Genomic DNA, 15,046 nt, shown 5'->3' with positions numbered 1-15,046 from the left:
TCCCCGCTGCACTCACTGAACGATCCACGGGGCGAGCTTATTTAACGGATCGCCAAAACGCTACGCCGCTTTCATCGCCTGGTTGCTGTTTGTTTTGGCGGCATCTTCGCCGCCCGCTCCAGAAGATCTTTGCCGAGGTCCTCCAGAATCTCCCGCGTCGCCAGAAACAGGCGGTGGCCCTGTTCGGTTTCGATCGCCAGCGCCACCACATCAGGCCTGTTGGGATCCGGGATCAGCTGGTAAGCCCGGATCGGAAATGCGGGAAGCTCTTGCTCGTCGGTTTTAGGTTCTTGGGCCATCAGGTCCCGAGCCTGGCCCGCTTGACGTCCGGCGGAGTTGCTTCATCGACCAGCGCCGCCAGCGCCTCGTCGGTCGGCATCACCTTCTGCCCGTCACTGCCGAGTCGGCGGATCGAAACCGAATGCGTCTCGGCTTCCTTCTTGCCGACCACCAGCAGCGCCGGAATTTTCGCCAGCGAGTGTTCGCGGACCTTGTAGTTGATCTTCTCGTTGCGCAGGTCGATCTCGACGCGCAGGCCGGCGCGCCGCGCGGCGGCTGCGACCACCTTAGCGTATTCGTCGCCCTCCGACGTGATCGTGGTGACGAGAACCTGCACCGGCGCCAGCCAGAGCGGGAAGTTGCCGGCAAAATGTTCGATCAGGATGCCGATGAAGCGCTCGATCGAACCGCAGATCGCCCGATGCACCATGACAGGCGCTTTCTTCGAGCCGTCGGCGTCGATGTAGAACGCGCCAAAACGCTCCGGCAGGTTGAAGTCGACCTGCGTGGTGCCGCATTGCCAGTCGCGGCCGATGGCGTCGCGCAGCACATATTCGAATTTGGGGCCGTAGAACGCGCCTTCGCCGGGATTGATCGCGGTCTTGATGCGGCCGCCGGACTGCGCCTCGATCTCCGACAGCACGGTGGCCATCACGCGCTCGGCATGATCCCACATCTCGTCGGTGCCGACGCGTTTCTCCGGGCGGGTCGAGAGTTTAACCGTGAGATCGCCCTCGAAGCCGAAATCGGCATAGGTCGACAGGATCAGATCGTTGATCTTGAGGCACTCGTCGGCGAGCTGTTGTTCGGTGCAGAACACATGGGCGTCGTCCTGCGTGAACCCGCGCACGCGCATCAGGCCGTGCATCGCGCCCGATGGCTCGTAGCGATGCACCACGCCGAATTCGGCCAGCCGCAGCGGCAGGTCGCGGTAGCTCTTCAGGCCGTGCTTGAAGAGTTGCACGTGGCCCGGACAGTTCATCGGCTTCAACGCGAACCAGCGCTTGTCCTCGGCCTCGTCGCCGGCCGATTGAGCCGCGAACATGTTCTCGCGGTACCAGTCCCAATGGCCCGAGGTTTCCCACAATACCTTGTCGAGGATCTGCGGCGCGTTGACCTCGCTGTAGTCGCCGGTCAGGCGCCGGCGCATATAGGCGATCAAGGCTTGGAAGATGGTCCAGCCGTTGGCGTGCCAGAACACCACGCCGGGGCCTTCTTCCTGGAAGTGGAACAGGTCGAGTTCGCGACCGAGCTTGCGGTGGTCGCGCTTCTCGGCTTCCTCGATCTGCTTCAGATAGGCGTCGAGGTCTTCCTGCTTCGCAAACGCCGTGCCGTAGATCCGCGTCAGCATCGGATTGTTGGAGTCGCCGCGCCAATAGGCGCCCGCCACTTTCATCAGCTTGAAGGCGTTGCCGATCTTGCCGGTCGACGTCATGTGCGGGCCGCGGCAAAGGTCGAACCAGTCGCCCTGCTTGTAGATCTTGATGGTCTGGTCGGCCGGGATCGCGTCGACCAGCTCGACCTTGAACATCTCGCCGTTGTCGCTGAACACCTGCTTGGTCTGTTCGCGCGTCCAGATTTCCTTGGTGAAGGGTTTGTCGCGCGCGATAATCTCGCGCATCCTCTTTTCAATCGCGGCAAAGTCTTCCGGCGTGAACGGCTCGTTGCGGAAGAAATCGTAATAGAAGCCGTTCTCGATCACCGGGCCGATCGTAACCTGGGTGCCCGGCCACAGCGACTGCACCGCTTCGGCCAGCACGTGGGCGGCGTCGTGCCGGATCAGTTCCAGCGCGCGGGTGTCGTCGCGGGCGACGAATTCGATTTTGGCGTCATGATCGATCGGGTCGGCGAGATCGGTCAACACGCCGTCGAGCGCCATTGCAACCGTGCGCTTGGCCAGCGACGGCGAGATGCCCTTGGCGATGTCGAGGCCGGTGATGCTCTTGGGAAACTCACGCCGGGCGCCGTCGGGGAAGGTGAGGGCGACTTTCGCTTGCGGCTCGGCGGGCTTCAGATTCGTGAGGCTGTATTTGAAGTCGGTCATGGCGGTCTCCTGATGCTCACTCCTGCGAACGAGCGCAGGTAAGCGGGAAGCAGCGGTATAGCAGGCGATTCGGGCGGCGCAATCGGGGTTTGCCAAGAAAATGGCGCTGCGCCACGGCCGCTGGCGCGCTCGCAAAATAATTTGATCGCGTCCTTTCATTCCGCGCGCACGCGGCCTACATGCATTTGCATGAAAATCCCGCCCGCCGACGGCCACGTCCACCGCCGCTTCGCACCCACCGCCCTGATGCTCGGCAACATCGTCATCGGCTGTTCGGTGCTGGCGCCGGCGGGCATGCTGCCCGAGCTCTCGTCGGATCTCGGCGTCAGCATCCGCGACGCCGGGCTCCTGATCACGTTCGGCGCGGTGGTGCTGTGCATCGGCTCACCGCTGACGGCGTGGCTGACCAGCCGGATCGAGCGCCGCACGCTGCTGGCCGCGACCCTGGCGATCCTCGCGCTCGCCAATGCGGCTTCCGCGTTCGCGCCAGACTATGCGAGCCTGCTGGTCATCCGCCTCGTGATGCTGGCGGTCGGCGCGCTCTATACCCCGCAGGCCGCGGGCACCGCCGCGCTGATCGTGCCGACGGAGAAGCGCGGCAGCACCATCGCCTATATCTTTCTCGGCTGGTCGCTGGCCGCGGCGATCGGGTTGCCGCTGATCGCCTTGATCGGCAGCCGTTACGGCTGGCGCGCGGTCTATGGCGGCATCGGCGCGATCGGCTGTATCAGTTTTCTGCTGCTGGCGTGGCGCTTGCCGGGCGGACTGGTCGGCGCGCCCGTGGATCTCAAGACCTGGGCCGACGTCGGGCGTAACCGGATGATCGCGTTGCTGCTGCTGGTCACGACGCTTCAGATGTCCGGCCAGTTCGTGGTGTTCACCTTCATGGGGCCGCTATTGAACAAGCTGACGCAGGCAGGGCCTGACGCGATCGGGCTGGTGTTCGCGCTCTACGGTGTATTCGGCTTCGTCGGAATTGCGATCGCCACCCGCATCGTCGACGCCTGGGGAGCCTACAAGACCTCGCTGTTGTTCACCCTCGTATTGCTGGCCGGCATTGCCGGCTGGGCGCTCAGCGCCGGCATCTACCCCTTGATGGCCTGTTCGGTCGCGATCTGGGGACTGGGCTTCGCCTCGACCAACTCGATGCAGCAGGTCCGGCTGGTGACCGCCGCGCCGGCGCTGGCGCCGGCCTCGGTATCGCTCAATACCTCGGTGCTGTATGTCGGGCAGGCGATCGGCTCGGCGGTCGGCGGACTGCTGTTTGCGCAGGATTGGCTCTACGCCGCCGGCTACGTCGCGGCGGGCTTTGTCATGCTGGCGCTGTTCGGCGTCATCCTGACCCGGCCTCGACCTGCGGCGCCGTCGGTCTAGGCTTCTCCAATAAGCCTTAATCCAAAGGATATTTCGGCAGTATGCAACCGCGATGGCTTGGCAAAACAGGGGGCAGCGGGCAAAGTCCCGTCTGGGCTGGACCAGACCGCCCACCCGGCTCGAAATTGCCTTGCCTCAACGCCTTGCCTCAACGCAAAACCGAAGTGAAGTGACATGAGAAAATTGCTCGCGCTCGTCCTGGTGCTTTGTTCAGGCGCCGCCATCGCGCAAGACAAGCCGCCGCCGACCGTCGGCGGCAAGCCGCTGGTCCAGATCAAGTCGAAGGACGCGGCGCCAAAGCCGAAACCCCAATCGGTTGCCGTGAGGATGCAAGCCTGCCTTGAAATCGATGATGAAACCAAGGAGCGGCTGAATTGCTACGACGCAATCTTCCCGCCCAAGCCGAAGGCCAGGGTACCCGCCCCGAAGAGCGTCACGGACTGCACTTTCTTCAAGGAAGAAGACGGGCGGCTGAAATGCTTCAACGGGTTCGCCGAGAAACTCCCGAAGCCCCCGAAGTAAACCGGACCCGGCGGCTTCAGTCGCCGATCCGGGTCAGGATCGCCTTGAAGGCGACGCCGGGCACCTGCAGGGCAAAGCCTTCGAAATCGACCATGTCGCCGTGTTCGGCTCCCTTCAGCGTCAGCGTGATCATGTCGGTTCCGAACAGCGGCTTGAAGCCGGGGTCGGGATTGTGGCGCAGGGTCGAGATCTTGACGTGGATTTCCTCGCCCTTGCGGGTGTAATTCCCGGTGAAAGCAAAGCCGGAATTGCCGCCGCGGAGTTTGCCGCTGGTGGCGTAAAGCACGCCGTTGCCGGTGCCATGAACGGTATGAAATTCAACCTTGTAAAGGCCTTCCTGCAATTGTTTTCCCCTGCAGTTGTGCATTCTTATTCCTGCACCCTAGGCCCGGGGCATGGGCCGAACAATGCCGCAGGCAGCAAATGGCGCGGCCATCAACATTACATTTGGGATTGGCGGTAGGATGACCAGGAGGCCGGGCGGCCGCCGGGATCAGCGGTCCGCGTGTGAGGGCGAGTTTGTCGCCACCCGCGTCAGTGCGGGCGTTGCCGCCATCTTGACCAGCACGTCCTTCACCGGATTCTCCGTCCAGGCGCGCGTGACGTAATCGCGATGAGTCACGCCTTCGGGCGTCTCGAGGAAAACCACGCTGCCGGGCCGCAACGGCCCGTCCATATCGTCCGATATGGCGATGCCCTTCTCCTTCAGCATGGCCATCAGCTCATGCTCGTGCCGCCGGGTGGAGCGGGTATAGGCGCTGACGAAGAAGCCGGACCGGTTGCTCACGATCCAGGACGCAAACTTGTCCAGTTCGCCATAGACCGCATCGAGCAGGAACACGCCGCGCACGCGGTTGCCGAGACCGCCGACCTCGAGGCTCCAGGCCGCCGGCATGAAGCCGCCGCTGTAGCCGACGATGATGACCGGCATGTCGGCGAAAGCCCTGGCCGCGCGCGGATCGCCGTAGAGACGGGCCAGATGATCGGCCGACTCGTTGACGAAGCGCTTCAGTCCGCCGGGTTGCCAGAACTTGCCGGCGCTGGAATCGGCGGCGTCGACCGCCAGCTGCGGCGCCAGCAGCACCGCGTTGACGCCGGACTCGGAAATCTGCTGCGGCACCAGTTGGCGGTCGCGCACGTCGCGTTCCAGCGTCGCGCCGTTGCCGTGGAAGAACACCACGATGACGCCGGGCTTGCGGACATCGAAGTTTTCGGGGACGTGCATCAGCACGCGGTTGTCGTTGTAGGTCTGGTCCTGCCAGTAGACCCGGCCGCCGTAACTGCGGTGGCCGCGACGGTCGCCCTTGGAAATGTTCAGGAACGGCTCGTCGGTGCGCGGGTTGGTGCCGAGATAGGGAAACGCCGAGGATTTCAGCCCGACCAACATGGTCTGATCCTCGCGCGGCGGACGCTGGTACGGCACCGTCGGCGCCAGCGACGCCACCCGATAGGGAGCCGGCGCGGACCGCGCGGTGCGCCCGCCCGGTGCTGACGCAGCAGGTTGCCGGGGCACCAAACTCTCGCTCGTGGTCGGGAAGCGCTCCTTGAAGGTCGGCGTCGGAAACCGGTCCTCGAACGTATCGCCCGACGAGGCGTGCGCGTTGGCGGCCAGCATTCCCGCGCTCGGCGCCTTGCCGCATTGAACCAGCACAAATGACAACGGCACAAACGCGCAGAGGAGGGCGATCCAGCGCCATCGATGCGGACCGGTGCGATGCTGCGAAGGGGTCGGCCGCCCCGCATATTGCGGCGCGCCCGGTGAAATCATCCGGCCTGCGCAATCATGCTGCTGGAATTTCGGATCCGCCCCGACCATCCACCCACTTGCCCCAATATCCGCCTGAAATCGGCGTATGCCAGCTCGCGTTGAGGTGACGTTAAGCTTCCGGGAAAAACTCCCCATTCCCGGAACGCCCTAAAGAACACGGAATCGTGTCGCGATTGTGGGGCAGTCACTTGCTTTTCGCGGCACCGCCGGGTCTTCAAAGTCCTACACGGTATTTCAATACCGAATTGATGTCCCGATTTAAATCATTGTTAACACTGCTTGAACTGACGGGGACCAGGCTGCACGATGAACATAAGCAAAGGCGCAGCGCCCGAGGCGTGGACCGACATGGCGGCATCAGAGACGGGAAGCGCGGCATGGCCTGGCCGACTCCCCGGCAGCGGTTCGACCGTATCGGTCCTTGTCGCCACCGCGATTGTGGTGGCCGACATGGTCGGCGTCGGCGTGTTCACCAGCCTCGGCTTTCAGGTCAAGGACATCCCGTCGGGATTTTCGATCCTGCTGCTGTGGGCGATTGGCGGCATCGTCGCGCTGTGCGGGGTGTTTTCCTACAGCGAACTCGGCGCGATGTTTCCGCGCTCCAGCGGTGAATACAACTTCCTGACCCGGGCGTTTCACCCGGCATTCGGATTTCTCGCCGGCTGGGTGTCGGCGACGGTCGGTTTCGCCGCACCGGTGGCGCTCGCCGCGATGGCCTTCGGCGAATACGGCAAGTCGGTGCTCCCCGACGCGCCGCCGCTGGCGCTCGCCGTCGGCGTGGTCTGGCTGGTGTCGCTGGTGCAGCTCGGCGGGGTCAAGCACTCCAGTACCTTTCAGCTGATCGCGACCATCCTGAAGGTGGTGCTCATCATGGCCTTCCTGGTGGCGGGATTTGTCATCGCCACCCCGCAGCCGGTCACGTTTATGCCTTCGGTCTCCGACCTCGGCTATGTCACCAGCGCGCCGTTCGCGATCGGTCTGGTGTTCGTGATGTATTCGTTTTCGGGGTGGAACGCTGCGACCTACATCATCGGCGAGATGCGCGACCCGGAGCAGAACCTGCCGCGCGCGATGCTGGCGGGGACGCTGATCGTGCTGGTGCTGTACGTCGCGCTCAACGCGGTGTTCCTGCATACCGCGCCGATCGACAAACTGGCGGGGCAACTCGACGTCGCCCGCATCTCCGGCAGCCACATCTTCGGCGAGGTCGGCGGCCGCATCGTCGGCGCGATGATCTGCATCGGGCTGATATCCTCGATCAGCGCGATGATGTGGATCGGCCCGCGCGTAATGATGACCATGGGCGAGGACATTCCGGCGTTGCGGATCTTCTCCCGCAAGTCGGGCAGCGGGGCGCCGGTCTACGCCATCCTGTTCCAGCTTGCGGTGGCGAGCCTGATGCTGTTCACCCGCAGCTTCGAGAAGGTGCTCGACTTCATCCAGTTCAGCCTGCTGTTCTGCTCGTTCTTCACCGTGCTCGGCGTCATCAAGCTGCGCATCACGCGGCCCGATTTGCCGCGGCCCTATCGGGCCTGGGGATACCCGGTGACACCATTGGTTTTCCTGCTCGTGACCGGATTCATGATGTACTATCTTGCCACCGAGCGCCCGTTGCAGTCGTTCCTGGGAATCTTGATCATGATCTCCGGCCTGTTGATCTATGCCGTTTTCCGCAAGCGGGCCGATCGGGCCCCCGCATCCCCGGGCCGCGAATAGACATGCTTCAATCCCTGAAAATTGCCGCTGCTGCTGCAGCCATATTCTTCGCGGCGTCGGCGCCGCTGTGCGCCGCCGATACCGTGACAGCCGACGACACCGCGCGTTTCCTCGCCGGCATGCCGCCGTCGGCCGGTTCGCCGCTGACGCCGCTGACCAAAGATCCTTCGTGGCAGCGGCACGCCAAATTCTTCGATACCGCGTTCGGACAGCTCGAGCAGCGCCAGCTTTCGAAGATCCACGGCTGGGCCGAATCCAATCTGGCGGCGCCGCGGCCGACCATGTTCTACATGTTCAGCGGCCCGGACTTCCTCTATGCGAACGCGTTCCATTCGAAGGCCTCGACCTATGTGCTGAGCGCGCTGGAGCCGGTCGGCTCGGTGCCCGATCTCACGCGATTGCCGCATGGCGGTATCGGGTCTGCGCTCTACAGCGTCGAGCGGTCGCTGGGCTCGATCCTGAGTTTCAGCTTCTTCATCACCAAGCAGATGAAGACCGATCTGCACGCCGGGCAGCTCAGTGGCACCTTGCCGATCCTCTACGTCTTCCTGGCGCGCTCGGGAAAGACCATTCGCGACGTCAGTCCGATCGCGCTCGACGACAAGGGGGCGGCGTATTTCGCCAACGAGAATCCGGGCCCGAATGCGACGCGGGGCGTCCGGATCATCTTCGCCGGCAGCGACGGCGCGGAAAAGACGCTGTATTATTTCTCGACCGATCTTTCGAACAGCGGCGTCAGGGCGAGCGGCTTTCTGAAATTCTGCGCCACGCTCGCGCCCGGCAACAGCCTGATCAAGAGCGCGTCCTATCTCCTGCACTCCGGCAACTTCACCACCGTGCGCGACTTCATCCTCGCCAACAGCGCCACCATCATCCAGGACGATTCCGGCGTGCCGCTGGCGTATTACGATCCGAAGAAATGGCGGTTCTTCCCGTTCGGCCGCTATCTCGGTCCGATCGGCGAATTCCCGGGAAGGCACCAGCAGTCCTATGCGGAATTGTTCCGGCGGGCGCAGCCGATCGATTTCGGCATCGGCTATCGCTGGCGCACCCATGAATCGAACCTGCTGCTGGCGGTGAAGGTGCCGTCGGACGGTTCGGCTCCGGTCGAATCGACGTCATCGACGGAACCGCCGCGACCGGGGCCGCGCGCCAGGCGGGTGCCGCGTCCGCCGCGGGACGTCGGCGAGCCGCCGCGCGGTTTCCGCTGGTTCTCGCGCTAGCGCCGCCGCTGCAGCGAGCTTCCCTACGGCGCGTTGACGCCGCGCCAGCGACCGAACCGCCACGGCAGGTACCATCGTGCGCCGGGCGGCGGGGTCTGCGGTACGTTGTCGATCCCCGAAGTGCCCCAGGGCTGGCAGCGCAACAGCCGCGCCAGCGTCATCCAGCCTCCGCCCCATAATCCGAAGCGTTCGATCGCCTCGTCGGCATAGACCGAACAGGTCGGCAGATGGCGGCAGTTGTAACCGACCAGCAGCGACAGCGTGTGCCGGTAGATCCAGATCAGCGCGCGGCCGAGATTGCGCGGCAGGCGCTGAACCATTCCGGCGCAGGCCGAACAATCCGCTGAATGCTTCATGGGCGATTGGCTCATCGTTGAGCGATGGTTTGCTCGGTTCCCTTGCATGGAACCCGCACCGCACATCTACGGATATGCATTTGAGTCACACCCGTCAAAATACCGCATCTGTTCGGTGGCGGTGCGGAAAATGTTAATAGACGCTTCTGTGACGCGAGGTTACTTTTTCATGACGCCGCTGTGACAGAATCCTTCGGCGTTGAACTGGGGCCGTTACCATCGTCCGACAAGGGGTTTTGGGGAAGGAACCAAATTGAGGCTCGTGAAGTCGCTTCGATCCGGCGGCTGGGCGCTCATCGGCGCCGCCGCACTTTGCATCGTATTGCCTGCCATGATGGCCGGCGATGGCGGCCGTGCACATGCCGGCGTCACCCTCGAAGAACGCAAGTTGCCGATGAAGTTCAGCTGGGTCGCCTGCCAGCCGGATTGCCGGGGCTGGGTCAGCGCCGTCGGCATCGTGACTGCCGACAGCCCCAAGGATTTCGACGATTTCGCGCGCGGACGGCAGCTCGGCGGCGCCACCATCGTGCTGGATTCCAGCGGCGGCTCGGTCAATGATTCCATCGCGCTCGGGCGGCGCTGGCGCAGCCTCGGCATGCTGACGACGGTCGGCACCAGCATCCAGACCCGAAGTGCGCAGGGCGAGCGCGCGAGCGTCGCGCCCGAAGCCTATTGCGAGTCGATGTGCGTGTTCCTGCTGCTGTCGGGCAAGACGCGTTATGTGCCGGAAACGGCGCATGTCAGGGTGCATCAGATCTGGATGGGCGACCGCGCCGACGACGCCAGGGCCGCGAGCTACAGCGCGCAGGATCTGATGATCGTGGAACGCGACATCGGACGCCTCGCCAAATACACCTTCGATATGGGAGGTACGGGCGATCTGCTGTCGCTGTCGCTGAGCGTGCCGCCGTGGGAAGACCTGCACGAGTTGTCGCGGGCGGAATTGCGGCTGAGCAACCTCGTCACCACGGATGCGGTCGCCGCGGTGCTGCCTCAGATGGATGGCTCGGCCGTGCCGATGGCCGAGGCGACGGCGAAACCTGTGCAGGATCGTTTCGTGAGCAAGGCGATCGACGGGGAGGCCCATCCGCAACCGGCGAAGTCGACCAAGACCGCGGAAGCCATGGTGCCGACCGGCGGCGTCGCGGCGACGGTTCCGGTTCAGAAGTAGCGGCGATCAGCCCTGCGCCGAGGCCGGCTGTTTCGCCTTCGCCTCGATCTGGCCGATCGCATCGACCACGGCATCGAAGGTAAGCATCGTCGAGGCGTGCCGGGCCTTGTAGTCGCGCACCGGCTCGAGCAGCGCGATATCGGCCCACTTGCCCTCCGGCGGCCTGCCGTTTTCCTTCAGCATCCTGCGAACGGTCTCGCGTAACTCGCGCAATTCATTGGCGGTTGAGCCGACGACGTGACTTGCCATGATGGATGAAGAGGCCTGCCCAAGCGCACAGGCCTTCACGTCATGGGCGAAGTCGGTGACGACGGGTCCTTCCATCTTGAGATCGATCTTGACGGTCGATCCGCACAGCTTGGAATGCGCCGTGGCGCTGGCGTCTGGGTCGGGGAGGCGTCCGAGCCGGGGTATATTGCCGGCCAGTTCGATGATGCGCTTGTTGTAGATGTCGTTCAGCATAGAATCGGGGCCCCGGGCTTCCCGGCCGGCCGCCCTTGGCGGCAGCGAGCCGTGGTCCTATATATGGCTGGATACGGCGGAAATACAGTCCGGCCGTTTCCCAAGGCGGAACCGAAATAGAAACCAATTCGGCCGCAGGGGTGTTAGAATTGTGAGGTTCAGGCGTCCGGCGGCAAGCCCGCCCCGTCTGCCGGTGACACTCCGGTCTCACTCAAGGACCGGTCGAACGGAGTTGACATGGACGCACTGATCAAATCGCTCCGCCCAGGCAAGGGTTCTGACCCGAAACTTGCGGACTCGAAGCTTCTGGAAGCCCGCCCGGCCGAACTCGACCCATCCGAGTTTCTGGCCGCGGCCGTCCGCGCCGACCAGCCGCGCCCGTCGCGCGCCGAGGCGGAAGCGGCGGTGCAGACCCTGCTCGGCTATATCGGCGAGAATCCCGACCGCGAGGGCCTGATCGATACGCCGCGCCGGGTGGTCGAAGCCTTCGACGAACTCTATCAGGGCTATCACCAGTGTCCGGCCGAGGTGCTCAACCGCACCTTCGGCGAGACCGCGGGCTATGACGACTTCGTGCTGATCCGCGACATCGAATTCACCTCGCAGTGCGAGCATCACATGATGCCGTTCTACGGCAAGGCGCATATCGCCTACACGCCGGTCGAGCGGGTGGTCGGGCTGTCGAAGCTGGCCCGGCTCACCGATATCTTCGCGCGCCGCCTGCAGACCCAGGAGCATCTGACCGCCCAGATCGCGGCCGCGATCGACGAGGTCCTGAAGCCGCGCGGCGTTGCAGTGGTGATCGAGGCGGAGCATACCTGCATGTCGGTGCGCGGCGTCGCCAAGCATGGTGCGATGACCTTCACCAGCCGCTATACCGGCATGTTCCGCGACAATCCGGCGGAACAGGCGCGTTTCCTGTCCATGGTGCGAGGGGCGCAGCGCTGACCCTCGCTTTTTGAATTCGCGAGGGCTGCCCGTGTCCAAATCTGCAGATATCGATGACCGCGAAGAGGGGCTGGCATTCCAGCCCAAATTCGACGCGTCGGGACTCGTCACCTGCGTCGCCACCGATGCTGCGACCGGCGAGGTGCTGATGGTCGCGCACATGAACGACGAAGCCTTGCGCAGGACCATCGCCAGCGGGGAAGCCTGGTACTTCAGCCGCTCCCGCAAGGCCTTATGGCGAAAAGGTGAGACTTCAGGTCATACCCAGCGGGTGGTGGAGATGCGCGCCGACTGCGACCAGGACGCGATCTGGATCCGGGTCGAGCAATCAGGCGCGGCGTGCCACACCGGACGGTGCTCCTGCTTCTATCGCAAGGTCGACGCGGCCGAGGGCGGGGCGCGGCTGTCGTTCGTGGATGCGGAGAAACAGTTCGATCCGAAGGCGGTTTATCGGAAGTGACCGCCGTTTCCCGCGCTCGTCGGGTCGGCCGCCGATGCCGGCCGCATTCCTTAACTCGCCGTTAACCATAATCGCCCCAGTGTGACGGCGGCATGAGCGCCATTTGGCGCTCGACAGGCCCAGCGGTCGTTTCGCCAGGAGCGGGGCACCTACAGATGTCGGTCGACGCTTCAATCGCCACGGCAACGGCAGGCATCGATCCTTCGCGCGCGCGGATTGCCGGCGCGATCAGGCAGGCCGCCGATACCACCGGCACCAGCTTCGAATACATGCTGGCCACCGCGAAGATGGAATCCAATTTCAATCCGAAGGCCGCCGCCTCGACCTCGTCGGCGCGCGGGCTCTATCAATTCATCGACCAGACCTGGCTCGGCACCGTGAAGGAAGCCGGCAGCCAGCTCGGCTACGGCAAATATGCCGACGCCATCTCCCGCTCGCCGTCCGGCAGTTATTATGTCAGCGACCCCGCCGCGCGGACCGCGATCATGAAGCTGCGCGACGACCCCACGGCGGCCTCCGCGATGGCGGGCGTGCTGACCCAGTCCAACAGTTTCAAGCTCACCGGCAAGATCGGCCGCCGCCCGACCGACGGCGAACTCTATATGGCGCATTTCATGGGCGTCGGCGGCGCCGCCAAGCTGATCTCGAAAGCCGAGGACAATCCGGGCGCCTCGGCGGCACGGCTGTTTCCCAATGCCGCCGCCGCCAACCGGCCGATCTTCTACGACCGGGCAGGGCGGGCGCGCAGCGTCTCCGAAGTCTATTCGGTGCTGAATTCGCGCTACGCCAGCGCCGCCAATTCCCCGGCGACGCGCACCGCGATGGCCGCGGCCGGCGGTGAGATGCCGAGGCGCGTCACGCTCGCCAGCGCAACCCCCGCCACGGTGTCGATCGACAACGCCGCCTATCTCTCGAGCTTTCCGGATTCGCGCGCAGTGACCCCGGTGGCAACGGCGTCGCAGCCGGCGCTGCAGACCGCGTCGCTGCCGCAGACCGAACCGATCTTCCGTTCGTTGTTCCAGGCCGGCGAACGTTCGCAGCCGGTCTCGCCGGCGGTTCAGGAGCTATGGGGTAATTCTTCTTCGCTGACATCGGTTGCTTCAGCAACTTCGGACGCGGGCGCGGCGTTGGCGCAGAAGCCCGAGATCCGCGCGCCGCGGCCGCTCGATCTCTTCAGCGATCGCGCCGGCACGTTCAGCAGCTAAATCATCACGGTGCGGAGGCGCTGTTGCGCCGTCTCCGGACGATGCTTCGCATCGCCGGGAGAACCACAGACCGCGCAGATCCGGCCGCGCACTCTTAACAAAACGTCAATAAAACCAGCCGTTTATGGTGAACCCTTTGTTAAGCGTCATGGTTTATTTTTCCTTGTAGTGGCATCGCGTCACGGTGTCGTTTCGGGTTGCGTAGGCCGGCAGGGTCATGATCGTTCGGCAGTTTATCGGTTGGATACGTACCGCTCCGGCAGGCGAGCGGGCAGAGGCAACGCGGTCGTTGGCGCGGGCCTGGCTGATTTCGGATTTGTCCGAGGACGATCGCGCCGCCGCCGAAGGCGCGCTGCTGATGCTGCTCGACGATCCATCCCCGCTGGTGCGCCAGGCCATGGCCGAGGTGTTTGCGCGCAGCTCGGACGCGCCCGCCGCCATCGTGCAGGCGCTCTCGCTCGACCAGCCGTCAGTCGCCCTTCCGGTGCTCGAACATTCACCGCTTCTGATCGACGCCGATCTCGTCGACATCATCGCGACCGGCAACGGCGAAATGCAATGCGCGATCGCCCGCCGCATCAATCTGCCGGCCTCGGTCTGCGCCGCGATCGCCGAAGTCGGCTCCGCCGCGGCCGCGCTCGAGCTGATCGAGAACGCCTATGCCGAGCTGGCGCCGTTCTCCTGGGACCGTATCGTCGAACGCCACGGCCATCTCGCCGCAATCCGGGAATCGATGCTGGTGCTGGAGGACTTGCCGGCGGCGACGAGGGTCGCTCTGGTCGCCAAACTGTCGGATACGCTGGCGCAGTTCGTCGTCGCCCGCAACTGGCTCTCCGCCGACCGGGCGGGGCGGATCGCCAGCGAGGCGCGCGATCGTTCCACCGTCAATATCGCGGCGCGCTCGCGCGGCGACGACATGCGCGGCCTGGTGCAGCATCTGCGCGCCACCGGCCAGCTGACCGCCGGGCTGATCCTGCGCGCGCTGCTGTCGGGCAATGTCGACCTGTTCGATTCAGCGCTTTCGGAATTGTCCGGGCTGCCGCAGGCGCGCGTCTCCGCGCTGCTGCACGACCGCGGCGGCGCCAGCCTGCAGGCGCTGCTGATCCGCGCCGGCCTGCCGCCATCCACCTTCGCGGCGTTCCGGGTGGCGCTCGAAGTCTGCCAGGAAACCGGCTTCGTCGATAGCGTCGGCGGCGCTGCACGACTGCGGCGGCGCATGGTCGAGCGCGTGCTGACCCATTGCGAGACCGATCCATTGGCCGCCGAGCCGCTGTTGATCCTGCTGCGCCGCTTTGCGACGGAATCGGCGCGGGAAGAAGCCCGCCTGTTCTGCGACGAGCTGGTCGCGGAAGAAGCGATTGCGCCTGTGCATCACGAGCTGATCGCGGCGTAGACGATCCTGCATCGACACACTCGATGTCGTCCCTGCGCACGCAGGGACCCATAGCCACCAGCGCTCGTTGTTGAAGAAGCTACCCGCTCCATCGCTCCACGGACAAGCCGCGGCGTATGGGTCCC

15 protein-coding genes are annotated in these 15,046 nt (G+C 64.6%); 9 read left to right on the top strand and 6 right to left on the bottom strand.

Going from position 1 to position 15,046, the window contains the following annotated elements; all coding sequences use genetic code 11:
- Window positions 1-71: 71 nt before the first annotated feature.
- On the bottom strand, window positions 72-299 hold the full coding sequence (locus KMZ68_RS17060; protein ID WP_215612379.1) for a hypothetical protein: 228 nt from the start codon (window positions 297-299) through the stop codon (window positions 72-74).
- The gene (gene thrS, locus KMZ68_RS17055) at window positions 299-2,323 is read right to left on the bottom strand and encodes a threonine--tRNA ligase (protein ID WP_215612378.1); all 2,025 of its coding nucleotides are present in this window, start codon (window positions 2,321-2,323) and stop codon (window positions 299-301) included. Before thrS ends, KMZ68_RS17060 begins: the two co-directional genes overlap by 1 nt.
- Before the next feature lie 189 nt (window positions 2,324-2,512).
- Here thrS and KMZ68_RS17050 point away from each other — a divergent pair, with 189 nt between their 5' ends.
- On the top strand, window positions 2,513-3,697 hold the full coding sequence (locus KMZ68_RS17050) for an MFS transporter (protein WP_215612377.1): 1,185 nt from the start codon (window positions 2,513-2,515) through the stop codon (window positions 3,695-3,697).
- A 174-nt stretch (window positions 3,698-3,871) separates the two neighbouring features.
- Window positions 3,872-4,219 carry a hypothetical protein gene (locus KMZ68_RS17045; RefSeq protein WP_215612376.1) on the top strand — a complete coding sequence of 116 codons (348 nt, stop codon included), beginning with the start codon at window positions 3,872-3,874 and terminating at the stop codon, window positions 4,217-4,219.
- A gap of 16 nt (window positions 4,220-4,235) precedes the next feature.
- Here the strand turns inward: KMZ68_RS17045 and KMZ68_RS17040 are convergent, their stop codons facing one another.
- Together KMZ68_RS17040 and KMZ68_RS17035 are read right to left on the bottom strand one after the other, a co-directional pair.
- Entirely contained in the window at window positions 4,236-4,562 is a 327-nt protein-coding gene (locus KMZ68_RS17040) for a GrlR family regulatory protein (RefSeq protein ID WP_215612375.1), read from the bottom strand.
- A 150-nt stretch (window positions 4,563-4,712) separates the two neighbouring features.
- Window positions 4,713-5,834 carry an alpha/beta hydrolase gene (locus KMZ68_RS17035; protein ID WP_249779384.1) on the bottom strand — a complete coding sequence of 374 codons (1,122 nt, stop codon included), beginning with the start codon at window positions 5,832-5,834 and terminating at the stop codon, window positions 4,713-4,715.
- A gap of 501 nt (window positions 5,835-6,335) precedes the next feature.
- On the opposite strand from KMZ68_RS17035, the gene KMZ68_RS17030 reads away from it, so the two are divergent.
- Window positions 6,336-7,703 carry an APC family permease gene (locus tag KMZ68_RS17030; protein ID WP_215616370.1) on the top strand — a complete coding sequence of 456 codons (1,368 nt, stop codon included), beginning with the start codon at window positions 6,336-6,338 and terminating at the stop codon, window positions 7,701-7,703.
- Window positions 7,704-7,705: 2 nt separating this feature from the next.
- Window positions 7,706-8,926 (top strand): hypothetical protein, encoded by a 1,221-nt coding sequence (locus tag KMZ68_RS17025; RefSeq protein WP_215612373.1) that lies wholly within the window; start codon window positions 7,706-7,708, stop codon window positions 8,924-8,926.
- Window positions 8,927-8,949: 23 nt separating this feature from the next.
- Here KMZ68_RS17025 and yidD read toward each other — a convergent pair whose 3' ends face one another.
- On the bottom strand, window positions 8,950-9,282 hold the full coding sequence (yidD, locus tag KMZ68_RS17020) for a membrane protein insertion efficiency factor YidD (protein ID WP_215612372.1): 333 nt from the start codon (window positions 9,280-9,282) through the stop codon (window positions 8,950-8,952).
- Between the two features lie 253 nt (window positions 9,283-9,535).
- On the opposite strand from yidD, the gene KMZ68_RS17015 reads away from it, so the two are divergent.
- Window positions 9,536-10,453 carry a hypothetical protein gene (locus KMZ68_RS17015; protein ID WP_215612371.1) on the top strand — a complete coding sequence of 306 codons (918 nt, stop codon included), beginning with the start codon at window positions 9,536-9,538 and terminating at the stop codon, window positions 10,451-10,453.
- Window positions 10,454-10,459: 6 nt separating this feature from the next.
- On the opposite strand, the gene KMZ68_RS17010 is transcribed toward KMZ68_RS17015, so the two are convergent.
- Window positions 10,460-10,915 carry an iron-sulfur cluster assembly scaffold protein gene (locus KMZ68_RS17010; protein WP_215612370.1) on the bottom strand — a complete coding sequence of 152 codons (456 nt, stop codon included), beginning with the start codon at window positions 10,913-10,915 and terminating at the stop codon, window positions 10,460-10,462.
- Between the two features lie 237 nt (window positions 10,916-11,152).
- Between KMZ68_RS17010 and folE the strand changes: the two genes are divergently transcribed.
- From folE to KMZ68_RS16990, 4 genes are all read left to right on the top strand, one after another.
- Complete coding sequence (gene folE, locus KMZ68_RS17005; protein ID WP_215612369.1) at window positions 11,153-11,863, top strand: GTP cyclohydrolase I FolE; 711 nt, start codon at window positions 11,153-11,155, stop codon at window positions 11,861-11,863.
- Between the two features lie 31 nt (window positions 11,864-11,894).
- Window positions 11,895-12,323, top strand: coding sequence for a phosphoribosyl-AMP cyclohydrolase (gene hisI / locus KMZ68_RS17000; protein WP_249779383.1), 429 nt, complete (start codon window positions 11,895-11,897; stop codon window positions 12,321-12,323).
- A gap of 155 nt (window positions 12,324-12,478) precedes the next feature.
- A complete protein-coding gene (locus KMZ68_RS16995) occupies window positions 12,479-13,528 on the top strand; it encodes a transglycosylase SLT domain-containing protein (protein WP_215612368.1) in 1,050 nt (349 codons plus the stop codon).
- A gap of 217 nt (window positions 13,529-13,745) precedes the next feature.
- Window positions 13,746-14,921: a DUF2336 domain-containing protein gene (locus KMZ68_RS16990; protein WP_215612367.1), complete on the top strand. Its 1,176-nt coding sequence runs from the start codon at window positions 13,746-13,748 to the stop codon at window positions 14,919-14,921.
- The last annotated feature ends 125 nt before the right edge of the window (window positions 14,922-15,046 follow it).

This window comes from Bradyrhizobium sediminis, from assembly GCF_018736105.1.
Taxonomy (GTDB): Bacteria; Pseudomonadota; Alphaproteobacteria; order Rhizobiales; family Xanthobacteraceae; genus Bradyrhizobium.
The sequence above is the reverse complement of the archived record's forward strand: the minus strand, read 5'-3'. Positions and strand labels throughout refer to the sequence as shown.

Excerpts from the sequence above, each read along its gene's own strand:
- thrS (WP_215612378.1), bottom strand. The coding sequence starts at position 2,323 with ATGACCGACTTCAAATACAGCCTCACGAATCTGAAGCCCGCCGAGCCG.
- yidD (WP_215612372.1), bottom strand. The coding sequence starts at position 9,282 with ATGAAGCATTCAGCGGATTGTTCGGCCTGCGCCGGAATGGTTCAGCGC.
- KMZ68_RS17035 (WP_249779384.1), bottom strand. The coding sequence starts at position 5,834 with ATGCTGGCCGCCAACGCGCACGCCTCGTCGGGCGATACGTTCGAGGAC.
- KMZ68_RS17050 (WP_215612377.1), top strand. The coding sequence starts at position 2,513 with ATGAAAATCCCGCCCGCCGACGGCCACGTCCACCGCCGCTTCGCACCC.
- KMZ68_RS16990 (WP_215612367.1), top strand. The coding sequence starts at position 13,746 with ATGATCGTTCGGCAGTTTATCGGTTGGATACGTACCGCTCCGGCAGGC.
- KMZ68_RS16995 (WP_215612368.1), top strand. The coding sequence starts at position 12,479 with ATGTCGGTCGACGCTTCAATCGCCACGGCAACGGCAGGCATCGATCCT.
- KMZ68_RS17060 (WP_215612379.1), bottom strand. The coding sequence starts at position 299 with ATGGCCCAAGAACCTAAAACCGACGAGCAAGAGCTTCCCGCATTTCCG.
- KMZ68_RS17045 (WP_215612376.1), top strand. The coding sequence starts at position 3,872 with ATGAGAAAATTGCTCGCGCTCGTCCTGGTGCTTTGTTCAGGCGCCGCC.
- folE (WP_215612369.1), top strand. The coding sequence starts at position 11,153 with ATGGACGCACTGATCAAATCGCTCCGCCCAGGCAAGGGTTCTGACCCG.
- KMZ68_RS17030 (WP_215616370.1), top strand. The coding sequence starts at position 6,336 with ATGGCGGCATCAGAGACGGGAAGCGCGGCATGGCCTGGCCGACTCCCC.
- KMZ68_RS17025 (WP_215612373.1), top strand. The coding sequence starts at position 7,706 with ATGCTTCAATCCCTGAAAATTGCCGCTGCTGCTGCAGCCATATTCTTC.
- KMZ68_RS17010 (WP_215612370.1), bottom strand. The coding sequence starts at position 10,915 with ATGCTGAACGACATCTACAACAAGCGCATCATCGAACTGGCCGGCAAT.